Source organism: Streptomyces sp. NRRL S-378 (assembly GCF_000720645.1).
Taxonomy (GTDB): Bacteria; Actinomycetota; Actinomycetes; order Streptomycetales; family Streptomycetaceae; genus Streptomyces.
Genome location: NZ_JOBX01000004.1, coordinates 58820 through 78423, shown reverse-complemented (window position 1 = coordinate 78423; position 19604 = coordinate 58820). Strand labels below are relative to the sequence as shown.

Here is a 19604-nt window from a genome sequence, read left to right as displayed (position 1 = left end):
ACAGTGGGCTTCGCAGAGAAGCGCGGCAACTACTGGCGCGGCCGGTACAAGACGGCGCCCAGTAAGCACACCACGGTCGTCGACTCGACCGGAGCGACCGTCAAGTTCGCCACCAAGCGGGAGGCCAAGCGGGCCGCCGACGAGGCGGAGATCGGCTTCCGGCGCGGCGACGTACGTGACCCGTCACTGGGCCAGGAGACGTTCGGCGAATACGCGAGCCGCTGGTACGAGGCCCAGGACCTGGCCGCGTCCACCATGCAGAACTACCGACGCCACATCGAGGAGCACCTGCTCCCCGACTTCGAGGACAAGGCCTCGCCGGCATCCTCCGTACCGACGTCGCGCTGTGGGAGAAGAAGGAACGCGCCTCCTACGCCGCCTCCAGCGTCAAGACCTGGCGGGCCACGCTCCACCTCATCCTCGCCGACGCGGTGGACGAGGGACTCATCGACGCGAACCCCGCCGCCAAGCGCCGAGGGAGGGGCAAGCGGGCCGGTCGCTCCGCCGACCGCGGCCCGGAGAAGGTCGTCACGGACGCGCTCGGCGCACTCCTGATCGCCGAGCGGGCTGCCCTGCTGTCCGGCCGGGACGATGAGTTCGTCGCGGTGATCCTGAAGGCGTACACCGGCATGCGGTGGGGTGAAATCGTTGGCCTGGAGTCTGAGTTCGCCCGCCGAGGCTCGGTGCGTGTGGAGTGGCAGCTGTACGAGCTCGACTCGGGTGTGATGGTCCGCTGCCCGCCTAAGGACGACAGCTACCGCACCATCGACGCCCCCGGCTGGCTCTCGGCTCTCGTGGCTGACCACGTCGCCCGTACCAAGCCCAAGCCGTGCCCGTGCCATGGCAGGACGTACGTCTTCCAAGGCCAGGGCACCGCCCGCACTGGAGGCCACCAGGGCGCGAAGCTGGTCGACGTAGCCCGCCGCGCCGACGTCTCCACGGGCACGGTGTCCAACGTCCTGAACCACCCTGATCGCGTGCGCGAGGCCACCCGTACCCATGTCGAACTCGCCATCACCGAGCTGGGCTTCGTGCGCGGTGGTGCGCCCTCAGAACATGCCGCCCACTGGCGCCGCAACGGCTTCGCGACCTGGCTCTTCCACCCGGCGACCACGGGCTGGTACCCGAAGAAGGCGCCGCAGGAGCCCCGTCCCGTTCCGCTCCTCGGCGACCCCTTCCCGGGCATACCGGTCCGGGGCCGCAACGCCCAGGGGCGCGCCGACGCCTGCTGGACGGCCATCGCCAGGGGCCTCACCCCGCACGGCCTGCGCCATTTCCACCGCACGCTCATGGAGGACCTCGGCACGGAGAAGGTCCTCATGGACGAGCGCATGGGCCACATCGACGGATCGGTCTCCGCCCGCTATGCCCACGTCACCCCGGGCATGCGCCAGCGCCTGCTCGCGGGCCTCACCCAGCAGTGGGAGGCAGCGCTCGATACCCGCCTGTCGATGAGCCCGAGGTCCCCGGTGCGTGCGCTGGACACGCTTCTGCGAGCTCGATCGGCCGCACGGTAGCCGGACGGGGCGCGTGCCGCGCCCGGCAGCACGTCAGTTGCGCAGGAGACGCCGGAGGTCGTCCAGCGGCAGGCGTGTTTCCCGAGAGGCGGCGCCCGCCTCGAAGTGGATGCCCTCGGTGCCCAGGACATCTGCGGGAGTTTCTGTGCGCGCCGGGTCGGGCCACTGGAAGCCGGAGCTGACGCCTCCCGACGTGGTGAGCACCCGCCAGGCGTTGGGGCACTTGCCGCAGGTGGCCAGGTGAGTGCCGACGGGGACGGCATGGCTCTCGATCACAGTCGCTACGTCCCCGTAGGTCGTCCATCGCCCGGACGGGATGGCTTCCAGGAGAGCGTGCAGACTCGACCAGTCCTTGCGGGTACCGCTGAGCTGCTTGGCCAGGGCCGCGAGACTGGTGCCCGCCAGCGCTGACCACCACTCGTCGGGCTCGACGGTGTCCGGGACATGGTCGGTATCGACGTCCCACCAGGTCGTGCCCTGTATCCCGTCGGCCTTGCGGCCGGTCACGCTGATGAAGATGTGGTTGGCCAGCCCGGTCGGCGTGTACGACTTGCCGTCGGCTTCCCAGGTCAATGGCTCGGCGGTGTTGTTGCTCCACGTGACGCTCGCGCGCCTGCCGTCCTCATCCACCCAGGCTCGGATGTCCGCGCGGATGGCTTCCGGTACGCCGTGCCTCGGTACCAGCCGAAGCCGAGCCCCTTCCGGCAGCAGGCCGGCGTCGACGAGAACGTGCACGGCGTTGCGGGCGCGTGAGCGTTCCTCCAGTTTCTGGGCCGCGGCCTTGGCCTCGATACGGGCCGGAGCGAGCGTGAACTCCTCGACCTCCGGGGTGGGATAGACCTTTGTGAACCCGGCGACGAGCTGCCCCTGGACCTTCCAGAGGCCGACCTCGATGAGGTCGATGTCGAGGTTCATCTCCGACAGCCACACGACAGTGTGGGTGACCTGCTTGGGGAAGCCAGCCGCAATGATCACTTGGCGGGGGCGCTGGAGTAGCTCTGGACTCCAGTCCCCGTCCACGTGGTCTAGGAGGCGCTGCCGGCACTCGTCGAGTTCGAGGCTCTGGCCCCTGCCCTTCAGGAAGTCGCGGTGCGCCTGGGCCAGGGTGCCGAGGTCGAAGCGGGACACCAGGGCGGCGTAGGTGATCGCCTGGAGGTGTACGTCCCGGTCGGCCGTTCCCCGCTTCAACTCGACCACCACGAGGCGCCCGGTGGCATCCAGACCCAGGACGTCCAGTCGGTCCCGCGCCGGCACCCCGTCCGTGTCGGCCCACCGGTCGAACTCGGCGGTGATGACCAGCACCGACTCACCGAGGACCTGCGGGTGCGCGATCACCCACTCCTGGAGGTGCTGTCGTTCGAGGAGCCCCTCCGCTGCGAGCGCGGTCGGTGCGATGGGTTCGGCCAAGGCCCCTTCGACGGTGAAGAGATGATCCACGCTGTCCCCCTGCCCCAGTCCGTCAGCCAGGCGCTCCCGCACCGACCGCCCCGAGCCTACGTGCGGGCCGCGCCCCAGGGCAGTTGCTTCCGGTAGATCACGGACTGGGTGGGGCTGACTCCGAAGTCAGCTCGCCGTCGAGATCTTGTTGATGGGCATCCGGCGACGCTGTCGACCTGGCTCAATGGAGGCATGGAGATCGGGGAGTGCTGGGCCTATCGGGCCAAGCCGAAGGAACTGGGCGGCGCCCTGCGCCAGGTGGAGATCGTCCGAGTGGGCGCCTCCGGCAGGTCAGGAATCCACGTGCGGTTCCTCGACGGTGATGAGGCCGGACTACAGGAGTGGGTCAGCGCCGGCAGTCTGCTCGTGCTCTGGGCTGATGCCGACGCCTTCCGTGCGGATGACACGGCGGAGCTCGCCCTGGCCGAGGCGTCGAGGGAGGTACGGGGGAGCGCCGAGTTCGAGGCGGCCCGGATGATCCTGGGCCTCGTCCGCCCCAAGGGGCGGCTGCGGCTACGCAAGGCGGTGGCGGACGCGGGCGTGCTGGAGCTCGGCCACCTCGACGAGACGGCGCCACTGGTCGGGATGGACCCCGCCGACCTTCGCGGCGACGGCATGGTCCACGAGGACCGCAACGGCCTCTGCCTGGTCGGCTGGCCGGTCGCCGAGCGGATCGCGCGGCAGGTGGCCAAGCGGCTGGCCGAGGAGGTCCTGCCGGAGGTGGACCGCCGTCAGCAGGCCGTGGACGAGGAACGCGCTCGGCCCTCCTGGCACTCGTACCACCGCCGGGACGACCGCAAGCTGGACGCGGAAGCGGCCGCCTTGCGTACGGTCCGGGAGTGGTGTGGGGAGGAGAAGGCCGAGCGCTACGACGAGCTCGTCGCCCTACGCGCCGAGGTGCTGCGACTCGGCGATTTGGTCGAGCAGGCGGTGAAGGCGCTCCGGGACCGTGGGCACGGCGTCATCGCCTCCACCATTGAGCGCGGCCTTGGGGTCCATATCTCCAGCCTTGGTCCTGACGTGCGTCGTTGAAACCGTCACGCCACCGCTCGGGCTCCGGCTTGGGCGGTGCGGGCTCCGCCGGTGGCTTCACCTTCTCTGGGCGGTTCGGGTGCCAGCCGTCGAGGAACGGTCGCAAGTCGTCCCCCGTCGGCTCCGCGTGGAAGTTCCGGGCACCGAGCCCCTTCCCGTTCAAGGTGGGGTCCAGGCGGTCGGCCTCCGTCCTGCCCTACGCCGACCACTGCCGGAGCCGCTCGGCCTCGATGGGGTCCTCCGTCTGGGCGGCGGCGTCATCCAGCGCGGTGCAGAAGGTCCGGATCTCTCCTGCTGCTCGCCACTGTTCCAGCGCCGTGCCGAAGTGCTCGGCTCGAGCGGCGTCCACCGCCTTGATCGAAGCCACGCCGACCGCGGCCTCCCACTCCCGTTGGGCGCGCTCTTGCCTCTCGGCTTCCAGTCGGCGGTTCTCGACTTGCTGCCGTTCCCGCTCGTCCTGGAGCCGACGCTGTTCGGCCTCCCGCTCCAGCCGGGCCCGTTCCTGCTCATCGGCCCGGGTCCTGAGCGCCCGGAGTACCGAACCGATCTGGTCCTCAAGCGGCTTCTTCTCGGTGTCCGCCCACTCCTTCTTCCAGCCGTACTGGTAACCCTGTTGCTGGGCGAGGACCATCTCCAGTTCCCCGGACGGCTCGAACCGTTGCGCCGGGACGACTCGCTGCCAGTCGTACGTGCGGCGGCCCGTCGGCTTGGGCACGTACCGGACCTGTTTCTGTCGTTCCTTGAAGGTGATCTCGTACGTCCGGCCATGGATCGTGAGCAGTGGCCTTGGCTGCCTGCGCTTCTTGGACACCGCGATCTCCCCGTGGAGAGGGAGGGCCTGCTCGGCGATGAGGCGGAGCAGGGACAGCACGCGAGGAAGGACTCCCTCGGAGATCTCGAAGGCGCTATGGTCCGCGGTCACCGCAGCGAGGGCGTCGTCCACGTCGGTGATCACACGGCTGCGTGCCAGACGGATCCGGTTCCACTCCGTGTCGTCCTCGCCAGTCACCCGGAGCAGCCCCAGGAAGAAGTCCCCCTTGGTCCGCCCGCTGTACTTCAGGTGGTACCCGGCCGGCGCACACTGGCGAGCCGCGTCGAATGCCCTTCGGTAGCGGGCTCGCTCCGCCTCGTCCGGGTTGGGGACTCGGAGGAAGCGGCCGGCCTGCTGCACCTCGGTGATCAGAGCCCGTCCGATATCGGTAGGAGAGGGCCGTGGTGCTCTGGCGACGTGCTGTACCGGGAGCTTCTTCTCCACAGCGGCCTTCTCCTCGACGCGGTCGGACTCAGCCTTCTTGGGTCCGGGCGTCGTCACCGGGCGGGTCTTCCGTGGTGCCGGCTCAGGCCGGTCGGGGTGATGGCCGTGCTGGAGGTAGAAGCGCCCGACCTCCGTGATCTCTGCCCGCCACCTCCCGCCCTCCTTGGGCATGGCGATGTGCCCCCGCTCCTTCAGGGCTCGGGCGGTGAGGGCGTTCGGGGGTTTCCGACGAGACGGGTTCGACGCCCTCACTGATCCGAGTCAGGAGGGCGAGCTGGCGATCGTTGAGCGGTGACCAACGGTGCATGGTCTCGGTGGTACCGGCCGCGCCAGCCCCGCACAAGCGGAATCGTGATTCGGCTGGAAATCATCGCATTAGCTGACACGGCGTCGGGGAGAGATGAGCGAGTCATCACCGACAGTGAAGAGGGGGTTGCATGCGGCGGAGGGCCGAGACGGACAAGGCACTCAGTCAACTCGACGTCATACGGCGCACACTTGAGGATCCTGCTACGGGCCTGAGTGCGCTCTACGTGACGGTGGACCAGACACGCCAGAAGGTCCTCGAAGCAGTGGCGCAAGGCACGATGGGCCTGCGTGAGGAGAACCGCGAGCTCCGGCGGCGGCAGGAACGGATGCTCACCGACCTGGCGGAGGCGCGGAGCGGTCTGGAGGCCCTGAGCCGACGGCTGGAAGAGGGCGTCCAGGCGGTGCCGCTGCTGCCGCCCCAGGTGGCGAGCCCCTTGGTTGCCGGCGCCCCGGCCACCACCGAGTCCGTTGTGCAGCCGCCCGCTGGGCCGGACCCAGCCGAGCCCGAGGTACTCGGAGAGCCGGCCGAGCTGACCGAACGATCCGACGGGAAGGAACCCCGCGTGCTGGAAGAAGTCCGCAATGCCCATGGTCATGGGAACACGGCAGGAAAGCCGGAAACCGGGCCGCACCTGACGCCCGTCGCGGAGCCGGCCCAGGACCCCGCTCAGGCCGACCAGGATGACCAGCGCGCCCACCTGCAGTGCCTCCTGTCGGCTGCTGCGATCGCCTCCGCGACGCTGATCTGTCACCGGGAGACGTGGGACTTCATCGCAGAGCACACCAGCGGGCACACCCACTTCCGGCTCCCCGAGCGGATTGACGACGCAGATGGCGGCCGGGTCGAGGCATCCCTCTCGGGAAGGTCCCTGCTCGCCGTGCTCACCACGATGTGGAAGGTGACCCGGGAACACGAGGGCGGCGCAACGTCGCCCGGTGATGGCGGCCAGGACCTGGCCACGTGGGCGCTCGCCGCAGCCGTCTACCGCAGGACGGCTCTCGCGGTCGACCGCGTGACGCATCTGGCCGAGAAGGAGAACGGCCCCGCGTTGATCGTCCTCGACGACAGGAGTGCGCGCACGACTGCCCCGGAAGGCGGCGCCGCTGCCTGACCGGCTCCCCGTGGGAGCCGGATCCGGAGGCCGGCTCCCCGTTGGCTCCCAAGACAGGGGCAAACGCCAAACAGGGGCCTGATCCGCGATGCGGATCAGGCCCCTGACCTGGTCTTACTCTGTCGGGGTGGCGGGATTTGAACCCACGACCTCTTCGTCCCGAACGAAGCGCGCTGCCAAGCTGCGCTACACCCCGATCGTCGCCCTGAAGTGTTGCTGTCCTGGCGACATCGATTACTTTAGCGGACCTCTCGCCGGAGACGAAATCCGGTTTTCGCGGAGCGGGCGCGGGGGCCCTACGCCTTCGGGGTGAGGGTCAGCAGGGTGGCCTCCGGCGGGCAGGCGAAGCGGACCGGGGTGAAGCGGTTCGTGCCGCAGCCGGCCGAGACGTGCAGGTAGGAGCGGTGGCCCGCCGCCTCGTGCGTGGACAGGCCCTTTACCCGCTTGGTGTCCAGGTCGCAGTTGGTGACCAGGGCGCCGTAGAAGGGGATGCACAGCTGTCCGCCGTGGGTGTGGCCCGCGAGGATCAGCGGGTACCGGTCGGCGGTGAAGGATTCGAGGACGCGCAGGTACGGGGCGTGCACCACGGCCAGCGAGAAGTCCGCGTCCGCCTCCGGTCCTCCGGCGACGCTCTCGTAGCGGTCCCGCTTGATGTGCGGGTCGTCGAGGCCGGTGAAGGCCAGCTCCAGCCCGTCCAGCTTCATCCGGGCCCGGGTGTTGGTGAGGTTCAGCCAGCCTGCCGCGTCGAAGGCGTCCCGCATCTCCTCCCACGGGTTGTGCACGGCGCCGACGACCGGCTTGTTGCCGTTCAGCCCGTGCCGGCCCTGGACCTTCTCGACCAGGTAGCGCCCGGGGTTGCGCAGCCGCGGCCCGTAGTAGTCGTTCGACCCGAAGACGTACGCGCCGGGGAAGGACATCAGCGGGCCCAGGGCGTCGAGGACCTCGGGGACGCCCTCGGTGTCGGACAGGTTGTCGCCGGTGTTCACCACGAAGTCGGGGCGCAGCCCGGCCAGCGACTGCAGCCAGGCGCGCTTCTTGCGCTGCCCGCCGACCATGTGGATGTCCGAGACCTGGAGTACGCGCAGGGGGCGCATCCCCGGGGGGAGCACCGGCACCGTGACCCGGCGCAGCCGGAAGGACCGTGCCTCGAAACCGGCGGCATAGGCCACACCCGCGGCCCCCACCGCAGCGATTCCGGCAGCCGCTTTCAGTGGTACTCCGTAACGCGCACGCATGGACCCATCGTCGCAGACCGGAAAACGGGTGGGCGCCACCGTCCCCGCACCTGGCACACTCACCTGCATGACCACGCTCAAGGCCAAGCTCCAGGAAGACCTCACCACTGCGATCAAGGCGCGCGACGAACTGCACTCGTCCACGCTGCGTCTGACCCTTGCCGCCATCACCAAGGAGGAGGTCGCGGGCAAGGAGGCCCGTGTGCTCTCCGACGAGGAAGTCCTCAAGGTGATCGCCAAGGAGGCGAAGAAGCGCCGTGAGGCCGCGGACGCCTTCGCGCAGGGCGGTCGTCCCGAGCAGGCCGCGCGCGAGAGCGCCGAGGGCGAGTTCCTGGACACCTACCTGCCCAAGCAGCTCTCCGACGAGGAGCTCGCCGGGATCGTGGCGGAGGCCGTCGAGGAGGCCCGGTCGGCGGGCGCCGAGGGGCCGCGGGCCATGGGCGCCGTCATGAAGATCGTGACCCCGAAGGTCGCCGGACTGGCGGAGGGCGGGCGTGTCGCCGCCGCCGTGAAGAAGGCGCTCTCGTAGGACTCGCACGACCCACGCGCACGACCCATGCGCACGACCAATGCGCACGACGAACGCGTACGACCAAACGCGCACGACGAACGCGCACGACGAAAGGGGAGGGCCCCGGCCTGTTCGGCCGGGGCCCTCCCCTTTCTGTCGTCGTCGCGTACCGCCCGCTACCGGGGGCCGCGGCCGCCGATCACGTTGCCCGGGTCGATCGTGATCCCGGGGAAGGGGATGTCCGGTTCCCCGCCGCCGCCCGTGGCGCCGCCCGTCTGGCCCGCGGTCTGGCCGCCGGGCCGCCCGCCGGGCTTGCCGTCGCCGCCGGGCTTGCCGGGCCGGTTCGGGCTGGTGGACGGCTTGTTGCCGCGGGGGCCGCCGGAGGGCACGTTCGGTTCGGCGATGTGGACCGTGGTGAAGCGCAGGGCCTCGCGGCCGGACAGCGCGCCCGTGATCGCGTCCTTCCAGATCGGGCCGGGCAGGCCACCGCCGAAGACCTTGTCGTAGGAGCGTCCGCCGATCACGATGTTCTCCATCGTGATCTTCTTCGCGCCGCCCGAGCCGACCCACACCGCGCCGGAGACGTTCGGGGTGTAGCCCACGAACCAGGCGTTGTAGCGGGAGTCGGTCGTACCGGTCTTGCCCGCGCTGTCGCGGTCGGTCAGGCCGGCCCGTTCACCGGTGCCGGAGTCGACCACGCCGCTCAGCAGGGTGTTGATGGTGTCGGCGGTGTTCTGCGACATCGCCCGCTCGCACTTGCTCTTGGGCACCGCGAGCGCCTTGCCGTGTGCGTCGGTGATCGACTCGATGGCGACCGGGGTGCAGTAGACGCCGCGGTTGGCGAAGGCCGCGTACGCGTTGGCCATCGTCAGCGGGGACATCTCCTCCGAGCCGAGCGCGATGGCGGGGCCGTCGGCCAGCTTCGCGCCGCTCGCCGGCACCACGCCGAGCTTGGCCGCCATCTCCGACACCGGGCACAGGCCGATCTCGGAGATCATCTCGACGAAGTAGGTGTTGATCGACTTCTCCATCGCCGTACGCAGCGCGTACGGGCCGATCTCGTCCTCGGTCTCGTTCTCCGCGGACTCCTTCTGGGTGTTGATGTACTGCGAGCCGTCGCAGCGGGAGATCGGGCTCGGGTAGTCGAGCTTGTTCGGGGCCTGGTAGACCTTCGTCGGCGGCATCCCCCGCTCCAGGGCGGCGGCGGCGATGAAGGGCTTGAAGGTCGAACCGACCTGGAAGCCGAAGTTCGAGCCGCCCATCCGCTTGTCCACGGAGTAGTTGATCTGCGTCTCGTTCTTGCCGAAGCCGTACGGCTTGGACTGGCCCATCGCCAGCACCCGTCCGGTGCCCGGCTGGACCATGGTCACAGCCGTCGCGATCGAGTCCTCCTGGTAGACGTGGTCCTTGATCGACTCGTTGGCCGCGTCCTGCGACTGCGGGTCCAGGGTCGTGCGGACGGTCAGGCCGCCCTTGTTCCAGAGCTTCGCCCGCTCCTCGCGCGTCTTGCCGAAGACCGGGTCGGTCAGGAAGGAGTTGCGCACGTAGTCGCAGAAGAAGCCCGCGCCCTTGACCGCCGTGATGCAGCCGTTCCTGGGTTTGGTGACCTTCAGCGTGACCGGCTTGGCCTTGGCCGCGTCGGCCTCCGCCTGCGAGACGTCCTTGGTGTCGGCCATCCGCTGGAGGACGATGTTGCGGCGCTTCATCGCCTCCTGGGCGTCGTTCACCGGGTCGTAGCGGCTCGGCGACTGCACGACGCCCGCCAGCAGCGCGGACTCCTCCAGGGTCAGGTCCTTGGCCGGCTTGCTGAAGTACCGCTGGGCGGCGGACTCGATCCCGTAGGCCTGCTGGCCGAAGTAGGTGATGTTGAGGTAGTTCTCGAGGATCTTCTTCTTCCCGAGCTCCTCCTCGACCTGGATCGAGTACTTCAGCTCGCGGATCTTGCGGCCGAGGCTCTTCTCCTGGGCCTCGCGCACCTTGGTCTCGTCGTCGCCGGCCTCCTCGACGAAGACGTTCTTCACGTACTGCTGGGTGAGCGTGGACGCGCCCTGGGCCGCGCCGCCCTCCTGCGCGTTGCGGTTGACCGCGCGCAGGATGCCCTTGAGGTCGACCGCGCCGTGCTCGTAGAAGCGCGAGTCCTCGATGGCGACGATGGCCTTCTGCATGTACGGGGAGATCGACGTGAGCGGGACCACCTGCCGGTCGCGCGAATAGACGGTGGCGATCAAGCCACCCTCGGCGTCCAGGATCGTGGTCCGCTGGCTCAGTGGTGGCGTCTTGAGATTGGCCGGGATCTCGTCGAATCCCTCGACCGTGCCCTTGGCGGCCAGTCCCAGGGCGCCTGCAGCCGGAATCGCCATGCCCGCCAGCACGACTCCGGAGAGAACGGACACCCCGAGGAACTTGGCGGCCTGCTGACTACCGGTGAGCCCGCCGCCCGAGCGCTTCTTTCCCATGGAGGGCAGCCTACGTTCTGATTCGCCGGACACACGCGAATGCCTTGGCCTAAGCTGACCCCAACTGTCACAGCAGTCCGGTGCGACATCAACCCCTCGGCTTGATTTTCACCCTTCCCGAATGGGGTGGACTGATGTCCGAATCTCGCTGCCCCGGTGAACTTGATCCGCCGATTACACCCGAATCGCCGGAATGGTCGGGCATGTCGCCGGATCACTCCGTCGGGTGATCTGCCGCTTACCCATAGTCCGTTCGGACCATTCAAGATTGGGCCCGTCGGGGGTGTTGCACTGTGCCTGCCTTCCGTAACGTCCTCAACTGGCAGCGGTGAATATGCCGCTACCGCCGTGGGGGAGCCTCGATTCGGGAGAGGACGGCGCCGGGATGGGCTGGGTTACCGACTGGAGTGCGCAGGCAGCCTGCCGCACTACCGATCCGGATGAACTGTTCGTTCAAGGAGCGGCACAGAACAGGGCCAAGGCGGTGTGCACCGGGTGTCCGGTGCGGACCGAATGCCTGGCCGACGCGCTCGACAATCGCGTCGAGTTCGGCGTGTGGGGCGGAATGACCGAGCGGGAACGACGTGCGCTGCTGCGCCGGCGTCCCACCGTCACCTCGTGGCGACGGCTGCTCGAAACCGCACGCACGGAGTACGAGCGCAGCACGGGCATCCTGACCATGGATGCAGACGCGGAGATCGACGTTCCGTACGAGACGTACGCGGCAGCCGGGTAGAACACACGGCCGCCACCTTCGTACGAACGCCTTACGCTCCGGCCGGCACCCCGGCCGCGAGTCGTTCTCCGATGGCCCGCAGTCCGGCGAGGTCGTGCACATCGCCGGGCAGGGCGGCCACTTCGGCCACCGCCACCTCGGGGTGAAGCGAGGTGAAGCGATCACGCGTGCGCTGCTCACGCGCGATCACCTGCATCCGTTCGGCGTGCAGGCGCAGCAGTCCTGCCGTGATCCGGTCGACGGCCGTGGTGTCGTCATCGGCGCCGGGGGGTTCGGCGGCCGTGTCACGAAGTCCAGCTTTCCCGGACTCCTGATCGACAATGCCGCCTTCTTCAAGATTCTCTGCGGCGGCCAACGCCCGTTCGGCGGACAGCTGGTCGGCCCCGCTGCCGTGCACACGGTTGAGCACCAGACCGGCCAGCGGCATGCGCTCCGCGGCCAGCCGCTCCACGAAGTACGCCGCCTCGCGCAGTGCGTCCGGCTCGGGCGCCGCGACCACGAGGAAGGCCGTACCGGGCGCCTGGAGCAGCCGGAAGGTCGCGTCGGCGCGCGTGCGGAAGCCGCCGAACATCGTGTCCATCGCCGCCACGAAGGTCTGGACGTCCTTCAGCAGCGAAGCCCCCATCAGCTTGCTGAGGGTGCCGGTCATCATCGACATGCCGACGTTCAGGAACTTCATCCCGGCCCGGCCGCCCACCTTCGCCGGCGCCATCAGCACCCGGATGAACTTCCCGTCCAGGAAGGACCCGAGACGCTTCGGCGCGTCCAGGAAGTCCAGCGCGGACCGGCTCGGCGGGGTGTCCACGATGATCAGGTCCCAGTCGTCCCGGGCCCGAAGCTGCCCGAGCTTCTCCATCGCCATGTACTCCTGCGTGCCCGCGAAACCGGCCGACAGCGACTGGTAGAAGGGGTTGGCGAGGATGGCCCGGGCGCGCTCGGCGTCCGCGTGCGCTTCGACGATCTCGTCGAAGGTGCGCTTCATGTCCAGCATCATGGCGTGCAGTTCGCCGCCGTCCTCACCGGCGTCCGCGACCCTGCGGGGCGTGTTGTCCAGCGAGTCGATGCCCATCGACTGCGCGAGCCGCCGCGCCGGATCGATGGTCAGCACGACCGCCTTCCGCCCGCGCGCCGCCGCCCGTACGCCCAGGGCCGCGGCCGTGGTCGTCTTCCCGACGCCGCCCGCCCCGCAGCACACGATGATGCGGGTCTGCCGGTCGTCCAGCAGCCGGTCGACCGCCAGCCGCGGCGGAGAGTCCAGGCCCACCGTGTCCACCCCCTCGCTCATTCGGCCACCGACTGCTTCCGCAGTTCCTTGGCCAGCTCGTAGAGCCCCGCCAGGTCCATCCCCGCCCCGAGGAGGGGCAGTTCGTACGTCGGCAGGTCCAGGCCAGTCAGTACGGCGCGCTGCTCGCGCTCCAGCTCCACCCGGCCCGCGTGCTCGGCTGCCTGCGCGAGCAGCGGTTCGACCAGCCGCTCGGCCAGTCCGCCGCGCCGCGCGCCGCCCAGCCCCGCCCGGGACAGGGCGCGGGCCACCCCGGCGCGGTGGTCGCCGGCCGCGGTGCGCAGGGTGTCCTCGTCCAGATGGTGCGGGCGGACCATGTTGACGACGACACGGCCGACGGGCAGCCCCGCCTCGCGCAGTTCCTCGATGCCGTCCGCGGTCTCCTGGACGGGCATCTCCTCGAGGAGGGTGACCAGGTGCACCGCCGTCTCGGGGGACTTGAGCACCTTCATGACGGCCTGCGCCTGGTTGTGGATCGGCCCGAACCGGGCCAGGCCCGCGACCTCGTCGTTGACGTTGAGGAAGCGGGTGATCCGCCCGGTCGGCGGCGCGTCCATGATCACGTGGTCGTAGACGTACTGCCCGGCCTTGTCCTTGCGGCGCACCGCCTCGCAGGCCTTGCCGGTCAGCAGCACGTCGCGCAGGCCGGGGGCGATCGTCGTCGCGAAATCGATGGCGCCGAGCTTCTTGAGGGCGCGCCCGGCCGAGCCGAGCTTGTAGAACATCTGGAGGTAGTCCAGCAGCGCCCGCTCGGCGTCGATGGCGAGCGCGAAGACCTCGCCCCCGCCGGGCGCCACCGCGATCTTCCGCTCCTCGTAGGGGAGCGCCTCGGCGCCGAAGAGCTGCGCGAGCCCCTGCCTCCCCTCGACCTCCACCAGTAGAGTCCGTCCGCCCTCGCGCGCGAGGGCAAGCGCGAGTGCCGCGGCGACCGTGGTCTTGCCGGTGCCGCCCTTGCCGCTGACCACCTGGAGCCTGCTCACATCGCCCGAGCCTAACCACTCGGCTCCCGGGGCGCGCATGAGCCCCGCATCACAGGCACTACCCTCGCTCCCATGACCAAGAAGTTCGAATACGCGACGGTCCCGCTGCTTGTCCACGCCACCAAGCAGATCCTGGACACCTGGGGCGAGGACGGCTGGGAGCTCGTCCAGGTCGTGCCCGGCCCGAACAACCCCGAGCAGCTCGTGGCCTACCTCAAGCGGGAGAAGGCATGAGCGGCGTCGTCGACGCGAAGCTGGCCGAGCTCGGCCTGACCCTCCCCGAGGTCGTCCCGCCGCTGGCCACCTACCAGCCGGCGGTGCGGTCGGGCGCCTACGTCTACACCGCGGGCCAGCTCCCGATGGTCAAGGGCAGCATGCCGGTCACCGGCAAGGTCGGCGCCGAGGTCTCGCCGGAGCAGGCCAAGGAACTGGCCGCCACCTGCGCGCTGAACGCCCTGGCCGCCGTCAAGTCGGTCGTCGGTGACCTCGACAAGATCGCGCGTGTCGTGAAGGTCGTCGGCTTCGTCGCCTCGGCCCCCGACTTCACCGGTCAGCCGGGCGTGCTGAACGGCGCGAGCGAGCTCCTGGGCGCCGTCCTCGGCGAGAAGGGCGTCCACGCCCGCAGCGCCGTCGGTGTGGCGGTCCTGCCGCTCGACGCGCCCGTCGAGGTCGAGATCCAGGTTGAGCTGGTTCCCGGAGCCTGACCCCCGCGGGAAGCCGTACGGACCGGGGCGCTGCGCCGTTTCACGGCGCCGGCGTCCCGAGCCGGCCCGCTCCCGGGTCCGTCCCGGCGCGGGCCGGCGGGCGTAGCCTTTCCGGCCGCCGCGCGTCGGCCGTCGGAAGGACGACCCTCGAACATCGGGCCGGATGGCCGTAGCATCCGGCCATGCCGAATGGTCAGCAGCAGCCCCCCGCCGGGGGCCAGTGGTACCCGCCCGAATGGCCCGACCGCATCCGCGCGCTCGCGGACGGCTCGCTCACCCCGGTGGAACCGCGGCTCGCCGCCACCGTGATGCTCCTGCGCGACACCCCGGACGGGCCCGTCGTCCACATGCTGCGCAGACGGGCCTCCATGGCCTTCGCCGGCGGTGCCTACGCCTATCCGGGCGGCGGGGTCGACCCCCGCGACGAGGAGCACCACGTCGGCTGGGCGGGCCCCTCGCAGGCGGACTGGGCGGCCCGGCTCGGGACCGACGCCCGTACCGCGCAGGCCATCGTGTGCGGCGCCGTACGGGAGACCTTCGAGGAGGCGGGCGTCCTGCTCGCCGGCCCGACCGCGGACACGGTCGTCGGGGACACCACCGGCGACGACTGGGAGGCGGACCGGCAGGCCCTCGTGGCGCGGGAGCTGTCCTTCGCGGACTTCCTCGAACGCCGTGGCCTGTGGCTGCGCTCGGACCTGCTCGGTGCCTGGGCGCGCTGGATCACGCCCGAGTTCGAGCCGCGCCGCTACGACACCTGGTTCTTCGTGGCCGCCCTCCCCGAGGGCCAGCGCACCCGCAACGCCTCCACCGAGGCCGACCGGACCGTCTGGATCCGCCCGGCCGACGCGGCCGACGGGTACGACAAGGGCGAGCTGCTGATGATGCCGCCGACCATCTCCACGCTGCGGTCCCTGGAGGCGTACGGGAGCGCCGCGGACGCGCTCACCGCGGCGGGGGCCCAGGAGCTCGCCCCGGTGCTGGCGCAGGCCGCACTGGAGGACGGCGAGGTGGTGCTCAGCTGGCCGGGCCACGACGAGTTCACCAAGCGCGTCCGCCTCGGGCGCCCCGCCGACCCCGGAGGTCCCGCATGAGCGACGCTGCCGCACTGCCCGGACAGCCCCGCGGACTCGTCACCTCGGGTCCGGCCACCGCCCGCGCGGTGAACGTACTGGCCCCCAATCCCTCCGCGATGACCCTGGACGGCACCAACACCTGGCTGGTGTCCGAGCCCGACTCGGACCTCGCCGTCGTCATCGACCCCGGCCCGCTGGACGAGGCCCACCTGCGGGCGGTCGTCGCCACGGCCGAGCGGGCGGGCAAGCGGGTCGCGCTCACCCTGCTCACCCACGGCCACCCCGACCACGCGGAGGGCGCGGGCCGCCTCGCCGAGCTCACCGGTACCAAGGTCCGCGCGCTGGACCCGGCCCTGCGCCTGGGCGACGAGGGGCTGGCCGCCGGGGACGTGATCCGGACCGGCGGGCTGGAGCTGCGGGTGGTGCCGACGCCCGGTCACACCAGCGACTCGCTCTGCTTCCACCTGCCCGCCGACCGGGCGGTGCTGACCGGCGACACCATCCTCGGCCGCGGCACCACGGTGGTCGCGCACCCCGACGGACGCCTCGGCGACTATCTGGACTCCCTGCGCCGCCTGCGCTCGCTCACCGTGGACGACGGGGTGCACACCGTCCTGCCGGGGCACGGGCCGGTCCTGGAGGACGCCCAGGGCGCCGTCGAGTACTACCTGGCCCACCGGGCGCACCGGCTGGCACAGGTCGAGACGGCCGTCGAGAACGGCTTCACCACCCCCGAGGCGGTCGTCGCCCAGGTGTACGCGGACGTCGACCGCTCCCTGTGGCCGGCGGCGCAGTGGTCCGTACAGGCACAGCTCGAGTACCTTCAAGATCACGGACTGATCCCCGGAGGACCCGAATGAACACCATGTTCCTGCTCGTCATGCTCATAGGCACCGCCGGATGGATCACCTCGACGGTGTCGCTGCGCGTGAAGAGCCTCCAGGTGCAGGCGGACCGGACGGAGCGCCGCCTGGCGCTGCTGCTGGACCACCTGGGCATCGAGGAGCCGGAGCCGGCGGGCCTGGACGAGGTGCGCGCACTGATCCGGGACGACCGGCAGATCTCGGCGATCAAGGCCTACCGCCGCATCACCGGCGCGGGCCTGGCGGAGGCCAAGCTGGCCGTCGAGGCCCTCGCCGTCACCGAGCAGAAGAAGTAGGCCCCGGTCCCCGCGGGCGGCGGCGCGTCTTCGTGCCGTGGCGTGCCGTGTACTCGTCCGCGAGCCACGGTCCGAGGTCCTCGACGTAGCCGCGCGGCACGGCCGGGTCCTCGACCGGAGCCAGGGCCACCGCGGCCGCGGCCCGCATCTGGGCGGCGCGCTCGGGGTAGTAGGTGCCGAATACCTCCGCGGACTCCGTCAGGTCGCTCGTCCAGCCGCCCCACCGGGGCATGACCAGCGTGAATCCCGTGCGCACCAGGTGCCGTGCGAAGAGCCGGCTCAGCCGCCGGTACTCCGCCGGGGTCGACGCCTCCCGCAGGCTCGTCCGCCACGTGGGCAGCAGCGCGGCGAGGTCGCCGTTGGTCTCCCGGGCGAGCAGGCTGTCCGGCCGGTAGCGCGGCAGGTGCTCGGCCAGGTCCGCGCCGAGCAGCGGGGTGCACAGGCAGGCGAGGAACCAGCCGAGGTCGAATCGTTCCTCCTCGCTCAGCACGGTGTCCTTGTCGTGCAGCAGGACGCCGACGCCGTCGATCTGCTCGAAGTCGGCGTCGACGGCGCGCGCGAGGACCTCGGCGGTGTCGCGGTCGTCGTGCGAGGGCGCGTGGTGCAGGACGAGCAGCAGGTCGAGGCCGGAGCGCCCGGGCAGGGCCGTCCCGCGCGGCACGGACCCGTACAGGTACGCGCTGTGCAGCCGGCGCCCGTAGGCCTCGGCCGTCCGCTCGCGCGCGGCGGCCACGACCCCGCGGAACTCGCTCTGCACCTGCCCGAGCGAGCCCTCCCGTTCGAAGTACCCGTAGGCGTCCAGACCGCGGTGCTCCATGCTTCCACTGTGCACGGACCGGCTCCCCGGGCGTTCGAGGCGCGGGGGCCGGGGGAGGCCGGAGGCCGACCCCGTGGAGGGAGCCTTCGCCGGGCACGCAGAAGGGTCCTGCCCGGCCGGGCAGGACCCTTCTGCGTACGACCGGCGGTGCGGCCGGCAGCCGTCAGCGGGAGCGCTTCGCGAGGCGCTCCACGTCCAGCAGGATCACCGCGCGGGCCTCCAGGCGGAGCCAGCCGCGGCCCGCGAAGTCGGCCAGGGCCTTGTTCACGGTCTCGCGCGAGGCGCCGACGAGCTGTGCGAGCTCTTCCTGGGTGAGGTCGTGCACCACGTGGATGCCCTCCTCCGACTGCACGCCGAAGCGGCGCGACAGGTCGAGGAGCGCCCGGGCCACGCGGCCGGGAACGTCGGAGAAGACCAGGTCGGACATCTGGTCGTTGGTCTTGCGCAGGCGCCGGGCGACGGCGCGCAGCAGCGCGGTCGCGACCTCGGGCCGGGCGTTGAGCCAGGGCTGGAGGTCGCCGTGGCCGAGGCCGAGCAGCTTGACCTCGGTCAGCGCGGTGGCGGTGGCGGTACGCGGGCCCGGGTCGAAGAGCGACAGCTCACCGATCAGCTCGCCGGGGCCGAGGACGGCCAGCATGTTCTCGCGGCCGTCGGGGGAGGTGCGGTGCAGCTTCACCTTGCCCTCGGTCACGACATACAGCCGGTCGCCGGGGTCGCCCTCGTGGAACAGGGCGTCACCGCGTGCGAGGGTCACCTCGCCCATGGAGGCGCGGAGCTCCGCGGCCTGCTCGTCATCGAGCGCCGCGAAGAGCGGGGCGCGCCGCAGAACGTCGTCCACGAGTCTCTCTCCTATGTCGACCAGCTCAGGGGACCGTGCTCCCCATTTTGCCGGACGGCTCAAACAGTGCGATCAATCACAAGGATGCCGGACGGACGGGCGTGCTGTGCGGCGAGAGCCCAATCGGGGTGGTGTTACCTGAGGTCCGGACGGGTGTCAGCGCCCGGCCTTAGGCTGGCCGGGTGTCCAATAAGCCGGTGAGAGCACAGGCCAAGGGGTCCGCAGGAGTGACGGACGCCCAAAATTCAGCTGTGGGCGAACAGGGTCCTTCGAAGGTGCCCCCGAAGGCCGTGACTGCCCCTCAGGGCAAAGTTTCGGCCAAGAAACCGAAGGCGGCGAAGCCGGAATCCCGCCTGGCCATGGTGCGCCGGGCGCGTCGCATCAACCGCGAGCTGGCCGAGACCTACCCGTACGCCCATCCGGAGCTCGACTTCCGCAATCCCTTCGAACTGCTCGTCGCGACGGTGCTGTCCGCGCAGACCACCGACCTGCGGGTGAACCAGACGACCCCGGCGCTCTTCGCGGCCTATCCGACCCCCGAGGACATGGCCGCGGCCGTCCCCGAGGATCTGGAGGAGCTCATCCGCCCGACCGGGTTCTTCCGGATGAAGGCCAAGTCGCTGCTGGGCCTGTCGCAGGCGCTGCGGGACGACCACGGCGGGGAGGTGCCGGGCCGCCTGGAGGACCTGGTGAAGCTGCCGGGCGTCGGCCGCAAGACCGCCAACGTGGTCCTCGGCAATGCGTTCGGTGTCCCCGGGATCACCGTGGACACCCACTTCGGACGGCTGGTGCGCCGCTGGAAGTGGACCGAGCAGGAGGACCCGGAGAAGGTCGAGGCGGAGATCTGCGCGATCTTCCCCAAGAGCGAGTGGACGATGCTCTCGCACCGCGTCGTCTTCCACGGCCGCCGCATCTGCCACGCCCGCAGGCCCGCCTGCGGGGCCTGCCCGATCGCTCCGCTGTGCCCGGCGTACGGGGAGGGCGAGACGGACCCGGAGAAGGCGAAGAAGCTGCTCAAGTACGAGAAGGGCGGCCAGCCGGGCCAGCGGCTGAGCCCGCCCCCGGACTACCCGGGCCTGCCGGCGCCGCCGCTCGGCGCGGTCGCCGCGCAGGAGCCGTAGGAGCAGCAGGAACGAAGCCGTAGGAACGAA

At 70.6% G+C, this 19604-nt stretch carries 18 protein-coding genes, 1 tRNA gene and 1 pseudogene; 11 read left to right on the top strand and 9 right to left on the bottom strand.

Annotation, left to right across the window (positions count from 1 at the left end; translation table 11 throughout):
* Positions 1-3: 3 nt before the first annotated feature.
* Positions 4-1517: pseudogene (locus IH80_RS38825) on the top strand (LacI family DNA-binding transcriptional regulator).
* A 33-nt stretch (positions 1518-1550) separates the two neighbouring features.
* Here IH80_RS38825 and IH80_RS0104325 read toward each other — a convergent pair.
* Positions 1551-2954 carry an MGMT family protein gene (locus tag IH80_RS0104325; RefSeq protein ID WP_030957817.1) on the bottom strand — a complete coding sequence of 468 codons (1404 nt, stop codon included), beginning with the start codon at positions 2952-2954 and terminating at the stop codon, positions 1551-1553.
* A gap of 192 nt (positions 2955-3146) precedes the next feature.
* Here IH80_RS0104325 and IH80_RS0104320 point away from each other — a divergent pair, with 192 nt between their 5' ends.
* Entirely contained in the window at positions 3147-3986 is an 840-nt protein-coding gene (locus tag IH80_RS0104320) for a hypothetical protein (protein WP_030957816.1), read from the top strand.
* A gap of 196 nt (positions 3987-4182) precedes the next feature.
* Here IH80_RS0104320 and IH80_RS38820 read toward each other — a convergent pair whose 3' ends face one another.
* On the bottom strand, positions 4183-5298 hold the full coding sequence (locus IH80_RS38820) for a hypothetical protein (RefSeq protein WP_234432119.1): 1116 nt from the start codon (positions 5296-5298) through the stop codon (positions 4183-4185).
* A 380-nt stretch (positions 5299-5678) separates the two neighbouring features.
* On the opposite strand from IH80_RS38820, the gene IH80_RS0104310 reads away from it, so the two are divergent.
* A complete protein-coding gene (locus IH80_RS0104310) occupies positions 5679-6662 on the top strand; it encodes a hypothetical protein (protein WP_030957815.1) in 984 nt (327 codons plus the stop codon).
* Between the two features lie 122 nt (positions 6663-6784).
* Here the strand turns inward: IH80_RS0104310 and IH80_RS0104305 are convergent.
* Together IH80_RS0104305 and IH80_RS0104300 are read right to left on the bottom strand one after the other, a co-directional pair.
* Positions 6785-6858, bottom strand: a tRNA-Pro gene (locus tag IH80_RS0104305).
* Positions 6859-6958: 100 nt separating this feature from the next.
* Positions 6959-7897, bottom strand: coding sequence for a metallophosphoesterase (locus tag IH80_RS0104300; RefSeq protein ID WP_030957813.1), 939 nt, complete (start codon positions 7895-7897; stop codon positions 6959-6961).
* 67 nt (positions 7898-7964) lie between these two features.
* On the opposite strand from IH80_RS0104300, the gene IH80_RS0104295 reads away from it, so the two are divergent.
* Entirely contained in the window at positions 7965-8426 is a 462-nt protein-coding gene (locus IH80_RS0104295) for a GatB/YqeY domain-containing protein (protein ID WP_030957812.1), read from the top strand.
* A 158-nt stretch (positions 8427-8584) separates the two neighbouring features.
* Here the strand turns inward: IH80_RS0104295 and IH80_RS0104290 are convergent, their stop codons facing one another.
* Positions 8585-10864, bottom strand: a complete 2280-nt coding sequence (locus IH80_RS0104290) for a transglycosylase domain-containing protein (RefSeq protein WP_051808782.1) — start codon at positions 10862-10864, stop codon at positions 8585-8587.
* Between the two features lie 385 nt (positions 10865-11249).
* Here IH80_RS0104290 and IH80_RS0104285 point away from each other — a divergent pair, with 385 nt between their 5' ends.
* Complete coding sequence (locus tag IH80_RS0104285; protein WP_030648100.1) at positions 11250-11600, top strand: WhiB family transcriptional regulator; 351 nt, start codon at positions 11250-11252, stop codon at positions 11598-11600.
* 31 nt (positions 11601-11631) lie between these two features.
* Here IH80_RS0104285 and IH80_RS0104280 read toward each other — a convergent pair whose 3' ends face one another.
* Both IH80_RS0104280 and IH80_RS0104275 read right to left on the bottom strand, forming a co-directional pair.
* The gene (locus IH80_RS0104280) at positions 11632-12885 is read right to left on the bottom strand and encodes an ArsA family ATPase (RefSeq protein WP_030957809.1); all 1254 of its coding nucleotides are present in this window, start codon (positions 12883-12885) and stop codon (positions 11632-11634) included.
* Positions 12882-13862, bottom strand: coding sequence for an ArsA family ATPase (locus IH80_RS0104275; RefSeq protein ID WP_030957807.1), 981 nt, complete (start codon positions 13860-13862; stop codon positions 12882-12884). The genes IH80_RS0104280 and IH80_RS0104275 overlap by 4 nt, the downstream gene beginning before the upstream one ends.
* A 72-nt stretch (positions 13863-13934) precedes the next feature.
* Here IH80_RS0104275 and IH80_RS43515 point away from each other — a divergent pair, with 72 nt between their 5' ends.
* From IH80_RS43515 to IH80_RS0104250, 5 genes are all read left to right on the top strand, one after another.
* Complete coding sequence (locus tag IH80_RS43515) at positions 13935-14096, top strand: DUF4177 domain-containing protein (RefSeq protein ID WP_007264966.1); 162 nt, start codon at positions 13935-13937, stop codon at positions 14094-14096.
* Positions 14093-14566 (top strand): RidA family protein, encoded by a 474-nt coding sequence (locus tag IH80_RS0104265; RefSeq protein WP_030648108.1) that lies wholly within the window; start codon positions 14093-14095, stop codon positions 14564-14566. The genes IH80_RS43515 and IH80_RS0104265 overlap by 4 nt, the downstream gene beginning before the upstream one ends.
* A 182-nt stretch (positions 14567-14748) precedes the next feature.
* Positions 14749-15657 (top strand): NUDIX hydrolase, encoded by a 909-nt coding sequence (locus IH80_RS0104260; RefSeq protein ID WP_030957805.1) that lies wholly within the window; start codon positions 14749-14751, stop codon positions 15655-15657.
* Complete coding sequence (locus IH80_RS0104255; protein ID WP_030957804.1) at positions 15654-16499, top strand: MBL fold metallo-hydrolase; 846 nt, start codon at positions 15654-15656, stop codon at positions 16497-16499. Before IH80_RS0104260 ends, IH80_RS0104255 begins: the two co-directional genes overlap by 4 nt.
* Complete coding sequence (locus tag IH80_RS0104250) at positions 16496-16798, top strand: hypothetical protein (protein ID WP_030957803.1); 303 nt, start codon at positions 16496-16498, stop codon at positions 16796-16798. Before IH80_RS0104255 ends, IH80_RS0104250 begins: the two co-directional genes overlap by 4 nt.
* On the opposite strand, the gene IH80_RS0104245 is transcribed toward IH80_RS0104250, so the two are convergent.
* Entirely contained in the window at positions 16779-17615 is an 837-nt protein-coding gene (locus IH80_RS0104245) for a nucleotidyltransferase (RefSeq protein ID WP_037878845.1), read from the bottom strand. The genes IH80_RS0104250 and IH80_RS0104245 overlap by 20 nt on opposite strands.
* A gap of 163 nt (positions 17616-17778) precedes the next feature.
* Positions 17779-18453 carry a Crp/Fnr family transcriptional regulator gene (locus tag IH80_RS0104240; RefSeq protein WP_003981529.1) on the bottom strand — a complete coding sequence of 225 codons (675 nt, stop codon included), beginning with the start codon at positions 18451-18453 and terminating at the stop codon, positions 17779-17781.
* A 290-nt stretch (positions 18454-18743) separates the two neighbouring features.
* Here IH80_RS0104240 and nth point away from each other — a divergent pair, with 290 nt between their 5' ends.
* Positions 18744-19574 (top strand): endonuclease III, encoded by an 831-nt coding sequence (gene nth / locus IH80_RS0104235; RefSeq protein ID WP_234432118.1) that lies wholly within the window; start codon positions 18744-18746, stop codon positions 19572-19574.
* Positions 19575-19604: the final 30 nt, after the last annotated feature.

Excerpts from the sequence above, each read along its gene's own strand:
- IH80_RS0104260 (WP_030957805.1), top strand. The coding sequence starts at position 14,749 with ATGCCGAATGGTCAGCAGCAGCCCCCCGCCGGGGGCCAGTGGTACCCG.
- IH80_RS0104300 (WP_030957813.1), bottom strand. The coding sequence starts at position 7,897 with ATGCGTGCGCGTTACGGAGTACCACTGAAAGCGGCTGCCGGAATCGCT.
- IH80_RS0104265 (WP_030648108.1), top strand. The coding sequence starts at position 14,093 with ATGAGCGGCGTCGTCGACGCGAAGCTGGCCGAGCTCGGCCTGACCCTC.
- IH80_RS0104285 (WP_030648100.1), top strand. The coding sequence starts at position 11,250 with ATGGGCTGGGTTACCGACTGGAGTGCGCAGGCAGCCTGCCGCACTACC.
- IH80_RS0104290 (WP_051808782.1), bottom strand. The coding sequence starts at position 10,864 with ATGGGAAAGAAGCGCTCGGGCGGCGGGCTCACCGGTAGTCAGCAGGCC.
- IH80_RS0104295 (WP_030957812.1), top strand. The coding sequence starts at position 7,965 with ATGACCACGCTCAAGGCCAAGCTCCAGGAAGACCTCACCACTGCGATC.
- IH80_RS0104250 (WP_030957803.1), top strand. The coding sequence starts at position 16,496 with ATGAACACCATGTTCCTGCTCGTCATGCTCATAGGCACCGCCGGATGG.
- IH80_RS0104255 (WP_030957804.1), top strand. The coding sequence starts at position 15,654 with ATGAGCGACGCTGCCGCACTGCCCGGACAGCCCCGCGGACTCGTCACC.
- IH80_RS0104320 (WP_030957816.1), top strand. The coding sequence starts at position 3,147 with ATGGAGATCGGGGAGTGCTGGGCCTATCGGGCCAAGCCGAAGGAACTG.
- IH80_RS0104245 (WP_037878845.1), bottom strand. The coding sequence starts at position 17,615 with ATGGAGCACCGCGGTCTGGACGCCTACGGGTACTTCGAACGGGAGGGC.
- IH80_RS0104310 (WP_030957815.1), top strand. The coding sequence starts at position 5,679 with ATGCGGCGGAGGGCCGAGACGGACAAGGCACTCAGTCAACTCGACGTC.
- IH80_RS43515 (WP_007264966.1), top strand. The coding sequence starts at position 13,935 with ATGACCAAGAAGTTCGAATACGCGACGGTCCCGCTGCTTGTCCACGCC.
- IH80_RS0104280 (WP_030957809.1), bottom strand. The coding sequence starts at position 12,885 with ATGAGCGAGGGGGTGGACACGGTGGGCCTGGACTCTCCGCCGCGGCTG.